The 15,602-nt window shown below is 63.1% G+C and carries 17 protein-coding genes; 3 read left to right on the forward strand and 14 right to left on the reverse strand.

The window, feature by feature from the left end:
- Nucleotides 1–47: 47 nt before the first annotated feature.
- The 3 genes from A477_RS0105455 to A477_RS0105465 all read right to left on the reverse strand — a co-directional run bounded on the left by A477_RS0105455 (nt 48) and on the right by A477_RS0105465 (nt 3,184).
- Entirely contained in the window at nt 48–1,739 is a 1,692-nt protein-coding gene (locus tag A477_RS0105455) for a ribonuclease J (protein WP_017198012.1), read from the reverse strand.
- A gap of 6 nt (nt 1,740–1,745) precedes the next feature.
- Nucleotides 1,746–2,678 (reverse strand): 4-hydroxy-tetrahydrodipicolinate synthase, encoded by a 933-nt coding sequence (gene dapA, locus A477_RS0105460; RefSeq protein ID WP_017198013.1) that lies wholly within the window; start codon nt 2,676–2,678, stop codon nt 1,746–1,748.
- A 170-nt stretch (nt 2,679–2,848) separates the two neighbouring features.
- Nucleotides 2,849–3,184 carry a hypothetical protein gene (locus A477_RS0105465; RefSeq protein ID WP_017198014.1) on the reverse strand — a complete coding sequence of 112 codons (336 nt, stop codon included), beginning with the start codon at nt 3,182–3,184 and terminating at the stop codon, nt 2,849–2,851.
- Between the two features lie 89 nt (nt 3,185–3,273).
- Here A477_RS0105465 and A477_RS0105470 point away from each other — a divergent pair, with 89 nt between their 5' ends.
- The gene (locus tag A477_RS0105470) at nt 3,274–4,509 is read left to right on the forward strand and encodes a heparan-alpha-glucosaminide N-acetyltransferase domain-containing protein (RefSeq protein ID WP_017198015.1); all 1,236 of its coding nucleotides are present in this window, start codon (nt 3,274–3,276) and stop codon (nt 4,507–4,509) included.
- On the opposite strand, the gene A477_RS0105475 is transcribed toward A477_RS0105470, so the two are convergent.
- From A477_RS0105475 to A477_RS0105515, 9 genes are read right to left on the reverse strand one after another with little or no spacing between them, the layout of a single operon-like run.
- A complete protein-coding gene (locus A477_RS0105475) occupies nt 4,485–4,973 on the reverse strand; it encodes a hypothetical protein (protein WP_017198016.1) in 489 nt (162 codons plus the stop codon). The genes A477_RS0105470 and A477_RS0105475 overlap by 25 nt on opposite strands.
- Before the next feature lie 4 nt (nt 4,974–4,977).
- Entirely contained in the window at nt 4,978–5,736 is a 759-nt protein-coding gene (gene dapB / locus A477_RS0105480; RefSeq protein WP_017198017.1) for a 4-hydroxy-tetrahydrodipicolinate reductase, read from the reverse strand.
- Nucleotides 5,737–5,787: 51 nt separating this feature from the next.
- Nucleotides 5,788–6,243: a molybdenum cofactor biosynthesis protein MoaE gene (locus A477_RS0105485; RefSeq protein WP_017198018.1), complete on the reverse strand. Its 456-nt coding sequence runs from the start codon at nt 6,241–6,243 to the stop codon at nt 5,788–5,790.
- Entirely contained in the window at nt 6,233–6,730 is a 498-nt protein-coding gene (locus A477_RS0105490) for a MogA/MoaB family molybdenum cofactor biosynthesis protein (RefSeq protein ID WP_017198019.1), read from the reverse strand. Before A477_RS0105490 ends, A477_RS0105485 begins: the two co-directional genes overlap by 11 nt.
- Nucleotides 6,727–7,266 carry a cyclic pyranopterin monophosphate synthase MoaC gene (gene moaC, locus A477_RS0105495; RefSeq protein WP_017198020.1) on the reverse strand — a complete coding sequence of 180 codons (540 nt, stop codon included), beginning with the start codon at nt 7,264–7,266 and terminating at the stop codon, nt 6,727–6,729. Before moaC ends, A477_RS0105490 begins: the two co-directional genes overlap by 4 nt.
- Complete coding sequence (locus tag A477_RS0105500) at nt 7,254–8,480, reverse strand: molybdopterin molybdotransferase MoeA (RefSeq protein ID WP_017198021.1); 1,227 nt, start codon at nt 8,478–8,480, stop codon at nt 7,254–7,256. Before A477_RS0105500 ends, moaC begins: the two co-directional genes overlap by 13 nt.
- A gap of 58 nt (nt 8,481–8,538) precedes the next feature.
- Entirely contained in the window at nt 8,539–10,119 is a 1,581-nt protein-coding gene (locus tag A477_RS0105505) for a molybdopterin-dependent oxidoreductase (protein ID WP_017198022.1), read from the reverse strand.
- Nucleotides 10,116–11,363 carry a sensor histidine kinase gene (locus A477_RS0105510; RefSeq protein ID WP_020372801.1) on the reverse strand — a complete coding sequence of 416 codons (1,248 nt, stop codon included), beginning with the start codon at nt 11,361–11,363 and terminating at the stop codon, nt 10,116–10,118. The genes A477_RS0105505 and A477_RS0105510 overlap by 4 nt, the downstream gene beginning before the upstream one ends.
- Entirely contained in the window at nt 11,350–12,120 is a 771-nt protein-coding gene (locus tag A477_RS0105515; RefSeq protein WP_044568366.1) for a response regulator transcription factor, read from the reverse strand. Before A477_RS0105515 ends, A477_RS0105510 begins: the two co-directional genes overlap by 14 nt.
- Nucleotides 12,121–12,254: 134 nt before the next feature.
- On the opposite strand from A477_RS0105515, the gene moaA reads away from it, so the two are divergent.
- Nucleotides 12,255–13,394, forward strand: a complete 1,140-nt coding sequence (gene moaA / locus A477_RS0105520) for a GTP 3',8-cyclase MoaA (protein WP_017198025.1) — start codon at nt 12,255–12,257, stop codon at nt 13,392–13,394.
- Between the two features lie 4 nt (nt 13,395–13,398).
- Nucleotides 13,399–13,665 (forward strand): MoaD/ThiS family protein, encoded by a 267-nt coding sequence (locus A477_RS0105525; protein ID WP_017198026.1) that lies wholly within the window; start codon nt 13,399–13,401, stop codon nt 13,663–13,665.
- A 35-nt stretch (nt 13,666–13,700) separates the two neighbouring features.
- On the opposite strand, the gene A477_RS0105530 is transcribed toward A477_RS0105525, so the two are convergent.
- Nucleotides 13,701–14,162 (reverse strand): DUF1579 family protein, encoded by a 462-nt coding sequence (locus A477_RS0105530; protein ID WP_017198027.1) that lies wholly within the window; start codon nt 14,160–14,162, stop codon nt 13,701–13,703.
- An 88-nt stretch (nt 14,163–14,250) separates the two neighbouring features.
- On the reverse strand, nt 14,251–15,594 hold the full coding sequence (locus A477_RS0105535; RefSeq protein ID WP_017198028.1) for a M16 family metallopeptidase: 1,344 nt from the start codon (nt 15,592–15,594) through the stop codon (nt 14,251–14,253).
- Nucleotides 15,595–15,602 lie beyond the last annotated feature (8 nt).

A 15,602-nucleotide genomic window follows, 5' to 3' on the forward strand; every position in this document is an offset into this window, starting at 1 on the left:
AAATCCGCGGATTTCAGGCCCCCTTGGGCATGCATGTTGCTGGCTGGCTACGCTTCCAGGACGACCGGGATAATCATGGGACGGCGGCGAAGCTTTCGATTCACCCACGTGCCGATGATCCTGCGGACCACCTGCTGCAACTGGTGGTTGGTGTGATCCGTGTGGTTAAGCACGGCTTCTTCGAGGGCGGCGTTGATCTTGGGAATGATCTCGTCAAAGACGGAGTCATCCTCGGCCACGCCACGGGCGTGGATCTCCGGGCCGGACACGATCTTGCCGGTGGTGCGGCTGATGACCGTGATAACGGAAATGAAGCCTTCATCGCCCAGGACGCGGCGATCCTTGAGGTCGGCATCGGTAATTTCGCCCACGCTGGAACCATCTACGTAAACGAAACCGACTTCCACCTGGCCGACCACGTTTGCTTTGTGGTCCTTGAGGTCGATAACTGTGCCGTTGTCGCTCAGGATGATGCCGTCGGACGGAACGCCCGATTCGAGCGCGATGTTGCCATTGGCAATCAGGTGGCGGGTTTCACCGTGCACCGGCATCGCGTTGAGGGGTTCGAGGATGTTGTAGCAATAGAGCAGCTCACCGGCGGCTGCGTGCCCGGACACGTGAACCTTCGCAGTGCCCTTGTGGATCACGTCGGCACCGAGCTTGAGGAGGCCGTTGATGATACGGAAAACGGCGTTCTCGTTGCCCGGGATGAGGCTGGAGGCAAGGATTACGGTATCGCCCTTGCCCACGATCACACGGTGGTCGCCGTTGGCCATACGGGAAAGCGCAGCCATCGGCTCACCCTGAGAGCCGGTGGACATGAGGACCACGCGGTCATCCGGCATGTTGTCGATGTTCTTGATGTCCACCAAGATGCCCTCCGGGACATCGAGGTAGCCGAGCTTGGCTGCGATGGCCATGTTGCGGACCATGGAACGGCCAACGAAGGCCACCTTGCGCCCATGCTTGGCTGCGGCATCCAGGACTTGCTGGACACGGTGCACGTGGGACGAGAAGGAGGCTACGATGATGCGCTTCCTGGCCTGTCCGAACAAGCGGTCCAGGGTGGGACCAATTTCCTTCTCGGCAGTGGTAAAGCCCGGCACGTCCGCGTTGGTGGAGTCTGCCATGAACAGGTCCACGCCTTCTTCTCCCAAGCGGGCGAAGTGCCGGAGGTCCGTGATGCGGCCATCCAGCGGCAACTGATCCATCTTGAAGTCGCCCGTGTGAAGGACGTTTCCACCCTCTGTGCGGATGAAAACTGCCAACGCATCCGGGATGGAGTGGTTGACTGCCACGAACTCACACTCGAACGGGCCGAACTGCTCAACCTGCCCCTCCGTCACCGTCAGGGTGTACGGCTTGATCCGGTGTTCCTGAAGCTTTGCTTCCACCAGGGCAAGGGTCAGCTGGGATCCGATCAGCGGGATGTCGGCCTTGAGGCGCAAGAGGTAGGGAACAGCGCCAATGTGGTCCTCATGGCCATGGGTCAGGACGACGCCTACGATGTCCTGCAGGCGGTCCTCAATGTAGGAGAAATCAGGCAGGATCAAGTCGACGCCGGGCTGGGTTTCCTCGGGAAAGAGCACGCCACAGTCAACCACCAGCAGTTTGCCGTCGATTTCGAAGACCGCCATGTTGCGGCCAATCTCTCCCAGTCCACCGAGCGGGACAATCCGCAGCGTGCCTTTCGGCAGTTTCGGCGGAGTAACCAGTCCGGGAAGGGCGGTTTGGGTCATGTTTTGCTACTTTCCGGCGGAACCGTCCTGGACCTCAAAGTCCATTCCGGCTTCCGCCAAATCCCCGCGGATGATTTCGATCTCGGCCGCGTCCGGCTCCACGAGGGGCAAACGGACAACCGAGTTGGGCAGGACTCCCTGCCACTTGAGAATCTGCTTGGCGGCTACAGCGCCTTGGACCCGCGTCATGGTTGCACGAATGACGGGTTCCAGTTCAAAGTTGATGGCCCTTGCCTTGGCGAGGTCGCTGGCGTTGACGGCGTCGATGAGCTCACGGAAGCGGCGTGTTGCGACGTGGGTGGTAACACCTACCAGGCCGACGGCGCCCAGCGCCATCCATTGCAGCGTCAATCCGTCATCACCGGAGTAGAAGAGCAGGTCCGTCTCAGCCATGACGCGCGTTGCGGCAGCAAAGTCCGCTTTGGCGTCCTTGACGGCCACGATGTTCTGGTGCTTCGCGAGCCCAATCATGGTCTCGGGAGCGATCGCAATGGAGGAACGGCCCGGAATGTCGTAGAGCATGACGGGAAGGTCCGTGGCCGACGCAATCGTCTCAAAATGGGCACGAACGCCTGCCTGGCTGGGCTTGTTGTAGTACGGGGTGACGATCAGCAGACCATCGACGCCGAGTTCAGCTGCACGCTGGGAGAGGTGCACGGAGTGGGCGGTGTCGTTGGTGCCGGTCCCGGCAATGATGGCAGCCTTGCCACCAACGGCCTCTTTGACGGCCCGGAACATGCCGAGGTTCTCATCGTCCGTAAGGGTTGAGGTCTCTCCAGTGGTACCGGTGACCACGAGTCCATCGCAACCATCCTGAACGAGCTTTTCCGCCAGCGCTGCGGCTTGGTCATAGTCCACCTTGCCGTCCTCAGTGAACGGGGTGACCATAGCGGTCAGCAGGGTACCAAGGGCGGGAACGTGGGCGCGCAAGTCAGACATACGAAAAACGTTACCCTGTGACAGGCTGGTTGGAAGAATGGGTCCCGCGTGATGGTCCTCATTCACTGGGGGTCGACCTGTAGCGATCGAGGCTGGACCGCTTCAACTTTGCCATGGGACGTGGACGGTTCGCTGTGCGTGGATCACCCCGTCCTCCTATTCGGCGGTTGTCACGCGGGTTTCGGCGTCCGCGCGGGATCCTCCGCACAGTAGTGCGCCACGGCCCGCTCCTTGAGTTGCTCCGCCCAAGCCACCAGACGCTGCGAGGCACGGACGTACTCAAACAGTTCAAGGGGAGTCAATGATGCCAGGTCCGCCTCGGATAACCGGCGCGCCAGCTCCGCTCCCGGTACCTGCTCCGCAAGGGCAGTACCTTCGCGGCGCCACTGGGTGTCTTCCGGAGGCTCGCCGGCCACGAGCTGCCTGAAAAGGAAATCGACGACGCCGGGGCTCATCGCTTTCATGGGTCCGTGAAGGCCTTCCGGCGGCTTTGGAACATCGTTCATGCGGCAATGCTATTCGAACATATATTCGAACACAAGGGGTTTCCGTCACATCACAGTTGCCACTCAGCGGCTTATGAGACGATCGCTGCATGACTTCGCAAGAGACGGCCCCGACGCGAAAAGCACCCGGCGGCCGACTGATCTCCCCTCGGCTCACAGGGATAGATGCTGCCAGGGGCGCGGCCTTGTTGGGAATGATGGCCACGCACTTGATGCCCACGTTCGGACCCTCCCCCCAGTGGGACCCGACGTTCGTAGGTTTGGTGTTTTCAGGCCGGTCCGCGGCCCTCTTTGCCGTACTTGCCGGCATCGGGTTGGCTCTCAGTACAGGTAAGCAGCAGCCCCGTAGCGGCACGGAACTGTGGGCGGCACGAGGTGGGGTTGCCATGCGCGCTGTGGTGATCGCCGTCGTCGGACTGATGCTGGGCGGCCTGGACGTCAACGTCGCCATAATTCTGGTTCACTACGCCGTCCTGTTCCTATGCATCCTGCCGTTCCTTGGCCTCCGGCTCAAGGCGCTCTGCTTCTGGGCGCTCGGCTGGGTCCTGCTGTCCCCGCTGCTGGCCTATCTGGTACGGCCTCTACTACTGGACGCGAACCCTCCCCTGACGTTGGGCCACAACCCCAACTGGGATGATTTCGGGACGCCCGGACGCCTCCTTGCCGACCTCTTCTTCACCGGGTACTACCCCGCATTCCAATGGATCTCATACCTGCTGATCGGATTGGTACTCGGACGATTGGCACTGACGACGGCGAGAGTTCAGGTTCTGTTGCTCACTTGCGGAATCGCGGTAGCCGGCCTGGCGAAAATCGTCGGGATCCTGGCCATGGAGGCGTGGGGTGGGCGGGCTGCATTGTCAGCCCTCCAGGTCACCAGGGGATACCCGTTGGAGAGCATGCTTCAGGTCAATGTCACCGGCCTGGAGCAGACCGGCTCCTGGTGGTGGCTGGCGACGGCGGCCCCGCATGCCGGGACCAGCCTGGACCTGCTGCATAGCGGTGGCGTAGCGGCGGCAGTGGTCGGTTTGTTCCTGCTGCTCGGCACCCTGGCGGAACGGATCAAGGTTAACTTCCTGATCCTGCTGAGCGGCCCCGGGGCCATGACCTTGAGCCTCTACTCAGCCCATGTCTGGGTAGTGTCCGGGTTCACCAACCAGCCACTGCCCTCGGGGTGGACGGACGAAGGCATGTACTGGGCCCAAGCAGTCACCGCGGTTGTCATTGGCGTCTGTTTCGCCGTTCTCCGACGCCGCGGACCACTGGAGTGGGTAGCCCACACGGCATCAAGCCTGGGCCGTCACCGGCCTGCTGCAGTGGGCTGAGAGCGGAAGAGCTTCACGGCGTCACGCATCGACGCACGGGCACGTTTGCGGTCGCCTGAGGCATCGTAGGCGCAGCTCAGTCGGAACCAGGAACGCCAGTCATCCGGAGCGGCCTCGGCCTCTGCCCGGTACTTCTCAAACTCGGCGTCAGCTGCAGCCCGGACTATTCGTCCGCCCGGAGTGCGCGGAAGGTCATCCACCGGCAAACCGCCCTCGGCCTCGAGAACCTTGGCCATCTGCTCGGTACGGGCACCAAAAAGCAGCTCACGGATGAGTGCCCATGCGCCCACCACCGGCAGGACCAGGTAGGCCGCGCCGATCCCCTTGGCTACCAGGTTGGGGTCGGCGAGCAAGAGGAACGAACGCTGCACGGAAACCACCAGGTAAAGCACCAACAGCAGGGTGATGGCTCCTACCCAGATCTTGGTGCGGTTCTTCTTCAAGGAAGTCCAGAAATTGCCCATGGTCCTAGAGCCCCAAGTCCAAGTAACCGTCCAGGCCCACGGTGAGGCCGGGGTTGGCTGCAACTTTCCGCAGCCCAAGCAGGACGCCAGGCATAAAGGAGGCACGGTCGAACGAATCGTGGCGCAACGTCAGCTGCTCACCCGGGCCTCCGAAAAGCACTTCCTGATGAGCAACCAGGCCACGGAGGCGCACGCTGTGGACACGAACCCCGTCCACGTCGCAGCCACGCGCACCGTCCAACGATGTTTCAGTGGCGTCCGGGCTCGCCGGGACGCCGGCTTCCTGGCGCGCCTCGGCTATCAGCTGTGCCGTGCGCACTGCAGTTCCGGACGGAGCATCCACCTTGTTGGGGTGGTGCAGTTCGATGATCTCCACGGACTCGAAATATTGCGACGCCTTCGCAGCGAACGCGGACGCAAGCACCGATCCGAGGGCGAAGTTCGGGGCGATCAAAACGCCGGTGTCCGGCTTCTGCTCCAAGAGGCTCCGCAAGGAATCAAGGCGGCGGGAATCCCACCCCGTGGTGCCTACAACTGCGTGGATGCCGTGCTCCACGGCGAACCGAACGTTGGTCTCCGTGATGTCCGGAACGGTCAGGTCAACAACGTACTGCGCACCGGCGTCGAGCAGTTTCTCCAGGGAATCGCCGCGGCCGAGAGCGGCTACGAGGTTCATGTCTTCGGCTGCTTCAACAGCCTTAACGGCTTCAATTCCCATACGCCCGTGGGCGCCCAGCACTGCAACAGCAAGTTGTTCGGTCATGCCGTTAACCCTACCGCCGGGCCGGAGCCCGGCAGGAACCGTTACTCCGGCCTACTCCCCCGCTCCGACCCACTCCACGGTGCCGTCAGTGAAGAACTGTTCCTTCCAAATGGGGACTTGCTCTTTGACCCGGTCCACGAGCTCAGCACACACAGCGAATGCCTGGCCGCGGTGGGCAGCGGCTACAGCACATACCAGCGCCGGATCACCGATCTCCAGCATGCCGATCCGGTGGGCGGCCCAGATGCGAACGGGTTGCGCAGCTTCACCGGAGTGCTCTGAAACCAACTGCGCAACGACGTCTGACATCACCTGGTGCGCCGTGGGATGCGCGCTGTAGCTTAGGCGGTCCACAGCCTTGCCGCCGTCGTGATTCCGAACGACGCCGCTGAAGCTGACCACTGCCCCGGCTGTATCGGATTCCACCGCCATTATGGCTTGATCCACGGAAATGGGCTCGGCGCTAAGGACAGCGCTGACCACCTCAAAGTTTGCTTCAGTGCCCATGGCTTCCTTCCAGTTGCTCGCAGAGGTGCCCGATCACAGGGTCCAGGACAGCCAAACCGTCCATGACGCCCTTCGGGGATCCAGGCAGGTTGATGACGAACGTCTTCCCCGCTGCCCCGGCGTGGCCACGGCTCAGCATGGCCATGGGGGTTTTGGTGGCACCGGCGTGCCGGATACCCTCCATGATGCCCGGAATCTCGCGCTCGAGCAGCGGCAGCGTCATTTCGGGTGTGCGGTCATCCGGGCTAAGACCCGTTCCGCCGCTGGTAATGATCACCGCGGGTTCCTGTGTCAGGAGGGCCCTCAGGGCAGCACCAACCGGCTCCCCGTCCGGTACCACCATGGCAGGGAAGGTATCGAAGCCGTGCTCGTTGAGCCAATCGAGAATGATCGGACCTGTTTCGTCGGCATACACGCCTGCGGCTGCACGGGTTGATGCGATGACGACGCCGGCCTTCCGCGGAACGTTCGGCTCGCACGCGCTCATGCCCCGGCCTCCTCTACTGTTGATGCTCCGGAGATGTCCCAGTCGCCGCTTTTCCCACCGCTCTTGGCCAGCACGCGGATATCGGTCAGCACTGCGTGCTTGTCCACGGCCTTGATCATGTCGTAGACACTCAAGGCCGCTACGGAAGCCGCCGTCAGTGCTTCCATCTCGACGCCGGTCACTCCCCGGGTCTTGACGGTGGCCAGGATGTCAACCGAGTCAGTGCCCAGCTCGAAATCCACAGTGACCTTGGAGATCGGCAACGGATGGCATAGCGGAATCAGCTCAGGAGTCTTCTTCGCCGCCATGATCCCCGCTACGCGTGCCACGGCGAGGGCATCTCCCTTGGGCAGTTCGCCGGCCCCAAGGAGTGCCAGTACGTTGGGGGTGCTGCGGACAGTGGCTGTAGCTGTTGCTACACGTGTGGTGACGGCTTTTTCGGAGACGTCCACCATCTGTGCAGTGCCGTCCTGCCTGAGGTGGGTCAGTCCGCCGGAGTGTTCTGTAGTCGCGGGAGTTTGCTTCACAGCATCCATACTTCCACTTCGTCTCCGTCGGTGAGTTCCGTGACGTCGCCGGGTATCTGAACCAGGGCGTTCGCCCGGGCCAAGGCATGGACAAGGTGCGAACCCGCACCACCTTCCATCCGGACCGTTCCGTCCGCGTCCACGGTCCCCCGACGGACCTGGTGTTTGCCTTCCGGCGAGGCCAGGGATTCGGCCAAGCGGGCCTTCAGCACCGGCCTCGGCGCGGGCGTTCCCAGTACCTGCGAAAGGGCCGGCCTGAGAAACATCTCAAATGACACCAGGCAGCTGACCGGATTTCCCGGAAAGCCAAGGAACGGAACACCGTCAAAGGTGCCCAATCCCTGGGGTCCTCCTGGCTGCATGGCCACCGGAAGGAAATCCACTGGCTGGTTCGCCATGGCTTGCCGGACCACTTCGTAGGCTCCCTTGCTCACTCCCCCGGTGGTGACAATGACATCGACGCGGCTATCCGCTTGCGCGGTGTGACGGCGGAGCACCGCCAGCAGCTTGGAGGGGTCGTCATCGGATATTCCAGTGCGGACCACGTCCAGGCCGGCCTGTCGTAGGGAGGCTTCGAGCAGTGTTCCGTTGGAATCGAAAATCTTGCCGGCGGTGAGTTCTTCCCCCGGTTCCACTACCTCGTCCCCGGTGGTGACCAGCAGGACGCACCAAGGTTCGCGGACTTCGACGGTTGTCAGCCCCAACGCCGCCAAAAGCCCCAACTGCGCGGGTCCCATCCGGGTACCGGCGGGCAGCGCCAGTGTGCCTTTCCCGATGTCGCTGCCGCTGTCCCGCACGTAGGTGCCGGGAGCGACCGGAGGCAGTTCCACGACAGCCTCCACTGCGGCAGGATCCGGAAAAAAGTTTGGCGTCGCCTTTTCAATGGGCACGACGGCGTCGGCCCCGTCGGGGATCATTGCCCCGGTCATGATGGGGGCGGCAAAGCCGGGCTTCAGTGCTTCTGGCGCGGCGCCTGCCGGAACCGGCTCCGCTACCTGGAGCTCCGCACCGCCGTCGGGAATATCTGCTGAGCGGACGGCAAAACCGTCCATTTGGGAATTGGCGAACGGGGGCAAGGAGAGCGGCGCGTAGACATCGACGGCGAGCGCTTTACCCAACGCCTCCAGCAGTGGCAGGGTGATGTTGCCCTTGCCCGCAGAAACGTCGGTGAGCAGTTCCACCACTGCCTGGCGGTGGACTGCAACAGATCTGGGCACGGACATCCTCCTGGGTGGACACGCTGGCTTCCGGGAATTCTCCGGACGTACCCAGACTAGGGCCTCAGCCCACCTTGACGTTGATCGTGTGATAGCCCGTGGCACCATCGGGAGCCACTGGTGCCTTGTCTTCGGTCTGGGGTTGTCCCGTGGAATCGGTGGCCCGGACCTGCACTTCGTACTCCCCTGGCGTCAGGTCGATGCCCAATTGCCACTGGTACCACGTGTCGGTGGAGATCGCGCCGGCCAGCGTAGCCTGCTGCCATGGTCCCCGATTGACGCGAAGCTCTACGCGGTTGATGCCCCTGTGCTGGGCCCAAGCCACACCGCCGAATTGGACCTTGCCCGATTGGACGCTTCGTCCGCTGCGCGGTACATCGATGCGCGATTGCGTTTTGATGGGCCCGTGATCGCTCCAACCCCGAGGCGTCCAGTACGCGGTGTCGTCTGAAAAACGTGTGACTTTCAGTTCGGTTAACCATTTGGTGGCAGAAACAAAACCATAGAGTCCCGGCACAATCATCCGCACCGGGAAGCCATGTTCCAGCGGAAGCGGTTCACCGTTCATGCCGACGGCCAGGAGCGCATCACGGTCGTCGGTGAGGGCCTCCAAGGGAGTGCTGGCCGTCCAGCCGTCGTTACTGGTGGACAGGACCATGTCAGCACCGGCTTTGGGACCTGCCATTGCCAATAGTTCCCTCACGGGCCAACCCAGCCATAGGGCGTTGCCGATGAGGTCACCGCCGACGTTGTTGGACACGCAGGCGATAGTGACATGGCGCTCTGTCATGGGCTTGGCGAGGAGGGTAGCAAAGTCGATTTCAACCTCGCGTTCCACCATTCCGGTGACCCTCAGTTTCCAAGCAGGGGGGTCGATGGCCGGGACGGTCAATGCTGTGTCGATCCTATAGAAATCGGCATTTGGTGTAACCAAAGGGCTGATGCCATCCACGGACAGGGACGCGCCGGCCGGGATGGTTTGCAGCGGTGTGGCGGGTTCCGGGAGCGTCATGGAGCCCCGGAAGCCTGAAGCCACCGCTGTGGCCCGCGTAAGGACGGTGGTCACCGTTCCGGCTACGACGGCGGCAAGGGAAGTTCCAGCCAAGGCGTTCAGGAAGCTCCGCCGAGCCAGTGGCGCTTCCTCACGGCCCGGGATTTCTTCCGACGGAGCCCAGGTTGCCAGCCGACGCACGAGGTTTCGCAGCAGCACCATGGTGAGTACCGCGGCAACAATCGGCGCAAGCGCTGCCTGGGGACTGGCCTGGGCCCGGGTCACGACGGCAGCCAGCCCTGCGACACCCGCCAGTCCGGCGAGGGCCAGGCCCCAGCCATTGCGGCGACGCTCCAAGACACCGGCGAGCGCTGCAAGAATTCCTGCCACGCCCACGATGCAAGCGACCAACACAATCTTGTCGGCGGTTCCGAATAACTGCACTGCCAAGTCTTTGACCCCTGGCGGCACGGCGTCGATTACCGCTCCGCCAAGGGCCGTGACGGGCGAAACCAAAGGGCTCAAGAGGCCGGCGGTCAGTTCGCCTGCAGCGATCCCGGCGGCGCCGGCAGCCACACCCGCGGCAGCAGCCCACAGGGCAGGCTTACCCGTGAGGCGTCGCTGCTTGGTGGTACCGGGTGCGAGCGTGCTCATGTCATGCCTCCGAGGCGGTTGTCCATTGCGATGGGTTGTTGGTCAGGAGTCGTCGACGACCCGGGTGGGGTTGCCCCGGCCGGAAGTGACAACGCAAAGCGACAGCCGCCCTCGACGTTGTCCACTGTGACCGATCCCCCATGAGCCTTGACGATGCCGGCCACCATGCTGAGACCGATGCCGGCCCCGCTGTAGCTGCCCTGTAATGCTTCGCTGGTGCGGCGGGCGGGATCTTTCTGCCAGCCCGTTTCGAACAAGTGCGGGAGGTCCTCGTCCGGGATGCCGCCGCATTGGTCCCGGACGGCGATAACGGCATTTCCAGCGTTCTTCCCTTCAGGGCCGTCCCGTCCGACACTGATATGGACGTCGCTGCCTGGTTTGCTGTAGATGATGGCGTTGAGGAGCACGTTCCGAACAGCCCGGGCGAGGCTTGGTCCGTCGGCGACGGCCATACACTCGCGTTCCCCGCCGCCGTCGAGCCTGATGCCGCGTTTCTCAGCCAAGGGCGCGAGGTCCGAGAGCGCATCGCTGACGAGGTCGTAAAGGTCCAAGGGTTCAGCGCGCAGGCGGAGGGTGCCGGCCTGGATCTTGGACAGTTCCGAGAGGTCATTGACCATGGCCGTCATTTGTTCGGTCTGCCCGATGATCTTCCGGTAGTAGCCCTGCACATCTGTTGCCATGCCGTCCTCAAGGGCTTCGGTCATGGCGCGCATGCTGGCCAAGGGTGTTCGGAGGTCATGGGAAATCCACGACACAAGCTCGCGTCGCGCAGTCTCCAAGGCTGCCTCGCGTTCCCGGGACTCGGCCAGGCTCCGGCTGCTGGCCTCAAGTTCCTTAGCTAGTTCCGCGAGTTCGGACGTCATGCCCGGAGCGCTGCCCCGCCCCTCGGCCACTGTGTGTTCCAGGGTTTCACCTCGGCCCAGTCGCCGGGCGGCGTCAACCAAGTGGGCAGCGTTCCTGGAGACACCGGCACCCAGCATGAGGGACAACGCAACGGCAACACCCGAGGCAGTGGCAAGGATGTACCACATGACTTCGAGGTCCCTGGCGGAAATAAACATCGCATTGAAAGCACTGACCATTCCCGCCACCAGCACGGCGACGGTAGCCACAACAACCATGCAGATTTGGGCGAGTACCGAAGCCCGTCGAAGAAGCCGGAGGAGCACCCATGTGGTGGCCCCGATGAGCACGGCCCAGAACAGGACCCACGCGAGGATGGTCCACAGCTCACTGCCCTCCATGGTCACCCCCTTCCTCGTCCAGACTCACAGAGACAGCGTCAGACCGCTTACCGTCGAAGCGGTAGCCGATGCCCCATACGGTTTTCAGCAGCTCGGGTTTGGTGGGGTTGGCTTCGATCTTCTCCCGCAGGCGACGGACGTGGACCGTGACCGTGGACAAATCGCCGAAGTCCCATCCCCACACGGCCTTGATGAGTTCTTCCCGGCTGAAGACCTGGTGGGGCCTGCGCATCATGAAAGCCAGGAGGTCGAATTCGCGGACGGTCAGCGCCAAGGGAACTCCGCCATGCGTGACTGTCCGGGAAGCGGGATCGAGTTCGAGTCCCGCGGCTTCAACCGGCGGTTCGGGCGTGAATTCCTTGATGCTCCGGCGCAGAACCGATTTCACCCTCAGGACCAGCTCGCGGGGTGAGAAGGGCTTGGTGACGTAGTCGTCCGCCCCCATCTCCAAGCCCAGAATCCGGTCGTCCTCGGTTCCCAGGGCCGTGACCATGATGACGGGCACGCTCATGTTTTGGCGGAGTCGGCGACACACCTCAACACCGTCCAGTCCCGGCAGCATCCGGTCCAGGATCACCAGATCGGGTTGGCGTGAGGCTGCCAGCTTAAGCGCTGTGAAGCCGTCCCCCGCCATGTCCACCTGGAATCCTGCTTTCAGCAGATAATCGCGGACAACGTCGGCTATGGTCTGTTCATCCTCTACCAGAAGGATGCGGCGATTCCCTGGCTCCGCAGATGATGCCGTATTTGTGGTCACGCTTTCAGCATAGGTTTGCGGACGCCGCGCAGCACCCGATCCGGGCCCCGAGGCCACAAGTGTATGGAATCCGTAAGAACTTCATGACTGTAATCGGTGTCACTGATCCAGCCGTGGTGGCGTAGCCTGAATTTATGAGTGTTCAGCTGGGCATGCCGGTACCCCCTTCGGGCGGTGCCACAGGCAGCACGGAAAGCGGCGTGGCAGTTCCGCCCCAACGTCCTACAGGCACGCCCGCCGGGCTGTGGGACCGCTATGGCCGGCGTGCCACGGATATGCGCCTGTCCTTGACGGACAAGTGCAACCTCCGCTGTACCTACTGCATGCCTGCCGAGGGGCTGGAATGGCTCTCGAAACAAGCGGTAATGAGCAAAGACGAAATCATCCGCATCGTCCGCATCGGCGTCAACGCTTTGGGCGTACGGGAGCTTCGCCTCACGGGCGGTGAGCCCTTGGTCCGCGCAGACCTGGTGGACATCATCGCCGGCATTCGGAACGACCACCCGGACCTCCCCATTTCCATGACCACCAACGGCGTGGGGCTGGATAAGAAGGCCGCCGCGTTGAAGGCCGCGGGCCTCACCCGGATCAACGTCTCACTCGATTCCCTCCACGAGGAAACCTTTGCCAAACTCACCCGGCGCCCCTTCCTGGACCGCGTACTGGCCGGCGTAGACGCCGCCTGGGCAGCCGGGTTGGGCCCGGTGAAACTGAATGCTGTGCTGATGCGCGGGATCAACGACGCCGAATCGCCGGACCTTCTGGCGTGGGCCCTGGGACGCGGCTACGAGCTTCGCTTCATCGAGCAGATGCCACTTGATGCCGACCATGGATGGACACGGCGCAACATGATCACCGCCGCAGAGATCCGTGACCTGCTCTCCCGCGACTTTGTGCTGGACAAGGACCCCCGCGAGCGGGACGGCGCACCAGCCGAACGCTTTGAAGTACGACGCCGGGACACGGCAACGGGCGCTGCCACGGGTCCGGTCCTCGGTACAGTGGGCATCATCGCCTCCGTCACTGAGCCTTTCTGTTCCGACTGCCGCCGTACCCGGATCACTGCTGAGGGCAAGATCATGAGCTGCCTTTTCTCCCGCGAAGAATTCGATCTCCTGGGCCTCCTCCGTGGGGGCGCCACGGATGACCAACTGGCATCACGGTGGCAGGACGCCATGTGGGTCAAACCCAAAGCCCACGGCATGGATCACACAGGTCTCGGCGCAGCGGACTTCGTCCAGCCGGACCGCAGCATGAGCGCAATCGGAGGCTAAACCCTTGCTTGTCCGTTACTTCGCTGCCGCACGCGCGGCCGCCGGTGTGGAAGAAGAACTTCACGTCCTCCCGGAAGGCACCAGCCTGGAGGCGCTGCTGGAAGCTGCGCTCGCCGTCGAACGTCCACTGCCTCCCGAAGGCACCCCTCCGCTTGCCAGGATCGTGGCCCGCAGCAGTTTCCTCCGCAACGAGGTGGCTGTCCGGGACCGGGCGGCTCCCCTGGGAAGCGACGACATCATTGACGTCCTGCCCCCCTTCGCGGGCGGCTAGGACCAAGTAGCTAACAACCCGCCTCGCCGCCCTGCTCAGGCCCTCCGGAACACACTCTTCAACAACGGGCTGAACTCGGCAGTTCCTTCGAGCCTCAAGTCAGCGGTGTGCACCAAGACGCCGTCTTCGACGCGGAACGTATGCCTGGCTACGCCGTCGGCCGTTCTCCGGTCCAGGGTCAGCGTTCCTGCGTGCCACGTACCACGAACCGGGCTGGCTGGCGGTCGTCCCATGCTGTCCACGTAGTACCACAGCGTGTCTCCGTGGTCCCGGTCCACGGTGAACATGCCGTGGCCTTCGAAGTGCGTGCCGTCGGCTTCGCGGTGCCTGTAGCTCTGAACCACGGCATAGCCTCCGGCAGCCTTGGTAAATACCGCTTCTGCCTCGGCTGTCCGCGCAGTTCCCCACGGGGACGCAGCGATCTCCGTGATGCCTCGCCAATGACCGATGAAATCCCGCAGCATCTCCGCAACGTGGCCGCTTGAGGGCAGATCCATCAGGTCTCCAAAGTAGTCAGGGCAGCATCATCGTGTGATCATGCTGCCCTGTTTACAGTGCGGTAGTCCAGAGATTCCGGATGGGAAGCTAAAGGCCGAAAGTCTCGGTTTCCTCGAACGGACCAACAACGGTGATCGTGCGGGGCGCCGATGCCAGTTCGCGGGCAAGTTCCTGAACGTCCTCCACCGTGACGGCCTTGATGCGTGCCAGGGTCTCGTCAATGTCCTGGAATTCCCCTGACACCAGTTCTGCCCGGCCAAGCCGTGACATCCTCGATCCGGTGTCCTCAAGCGCGAGGACGATCCCGCCGCTGAGCTGACCTACAGCTTTGCGGAGCTCTTCGTCAGTGATCCCTTCCTTGGCCAGCTTGTCCAGCTCCAGGCCCAGGAGTTCCAATACCTGGCGAACCTTGGAGGGCGTACAACCGGCGTACATCCCGAAGTAGCCGGCGTCCGCATATGCTGCCGTGAACGAGTACGTGGAGTACACCAAGCCGCGCTTCTCACGAATTTCCTGGAACAGGCGGGAAGACATGCCGCCACCCAGTACAGCGTTCAGCACGCTCATGACGAACCGGCGGTCATCCGTGGCCACGATCGTGGGGCAACCCATGATGATGTTTGCTTGCTCCACGGGGCGCTTCACCACATGCAGACCTGATGTGCCTGTGATGATGGCCCGGTCAGTACCCCGGCGGTCGACGGGAGCGGCTTCGGCGTCAAGCTGCCAGCCGGCAGCTTTGAGGGCATCCAGTACGAGCTGGCAAACGACGTCGTGATCCAGTCCGCCCGCCGCGGTGATGACCAGTTCCTCCGGGCGGTAGTAGCGCTGATAGTGCGCCCAAACCGAATCCCTTGCCACCGCCTTGATGGCATCCGGGGTTCCGCCAATCGGCCGCGCCAGAGGGTGGTGGCCGAGCACGGCCGCTACGAATTTTTCGTGGGCGACGTCTGTGGGGTCGTCGCTATCCATGGCGATTTCCTCAAGGATGACGTCGCGTTCCTGCTCCAACTCGGCAGGATCGAGAACCGCGCCGGTGATCATGTCAGCGATGACATCGATGGCCATGGGCAGGTCCGTGTCCAGGACCCGGGCGAAGTAGCAGGTGCTTTCCTTGGCGGTGGCCGCGTTGGATTCGCCGCCCACCTCGTCAAAGGCGGAGGCGATCTCCAGGGCTGTGCGCCGCTTGGTGCCCTTGAACAGCAGGTGCTCAAGGAAGTGTGTGGAACCGTGCTGGCCGTCCGCTTCGTCGCGTGAACCCACTGCCACCCAGAACCCGATGGTGGCCGAACGTTGGCCGGGCATCGCCTCGGTCAAGACGCGCACACCGCCGGGAAGGACGGAGCGCCGCACGACGGAACCACCCTCGGCACCATGGATCAATTCGCCACCGGGAAGGGTCTGCTCCAGCGGCAAGGGTACGACAGTCATTAAGGCCT

Source organism: Arthrobacter sp. M2012083 (genome assembly GCF_000281065.1).
GTDB lineage: Bacteria > Actinomycetota > Actinomycetes > Actinomycetales > Micrococcaceae > Arthrobacter.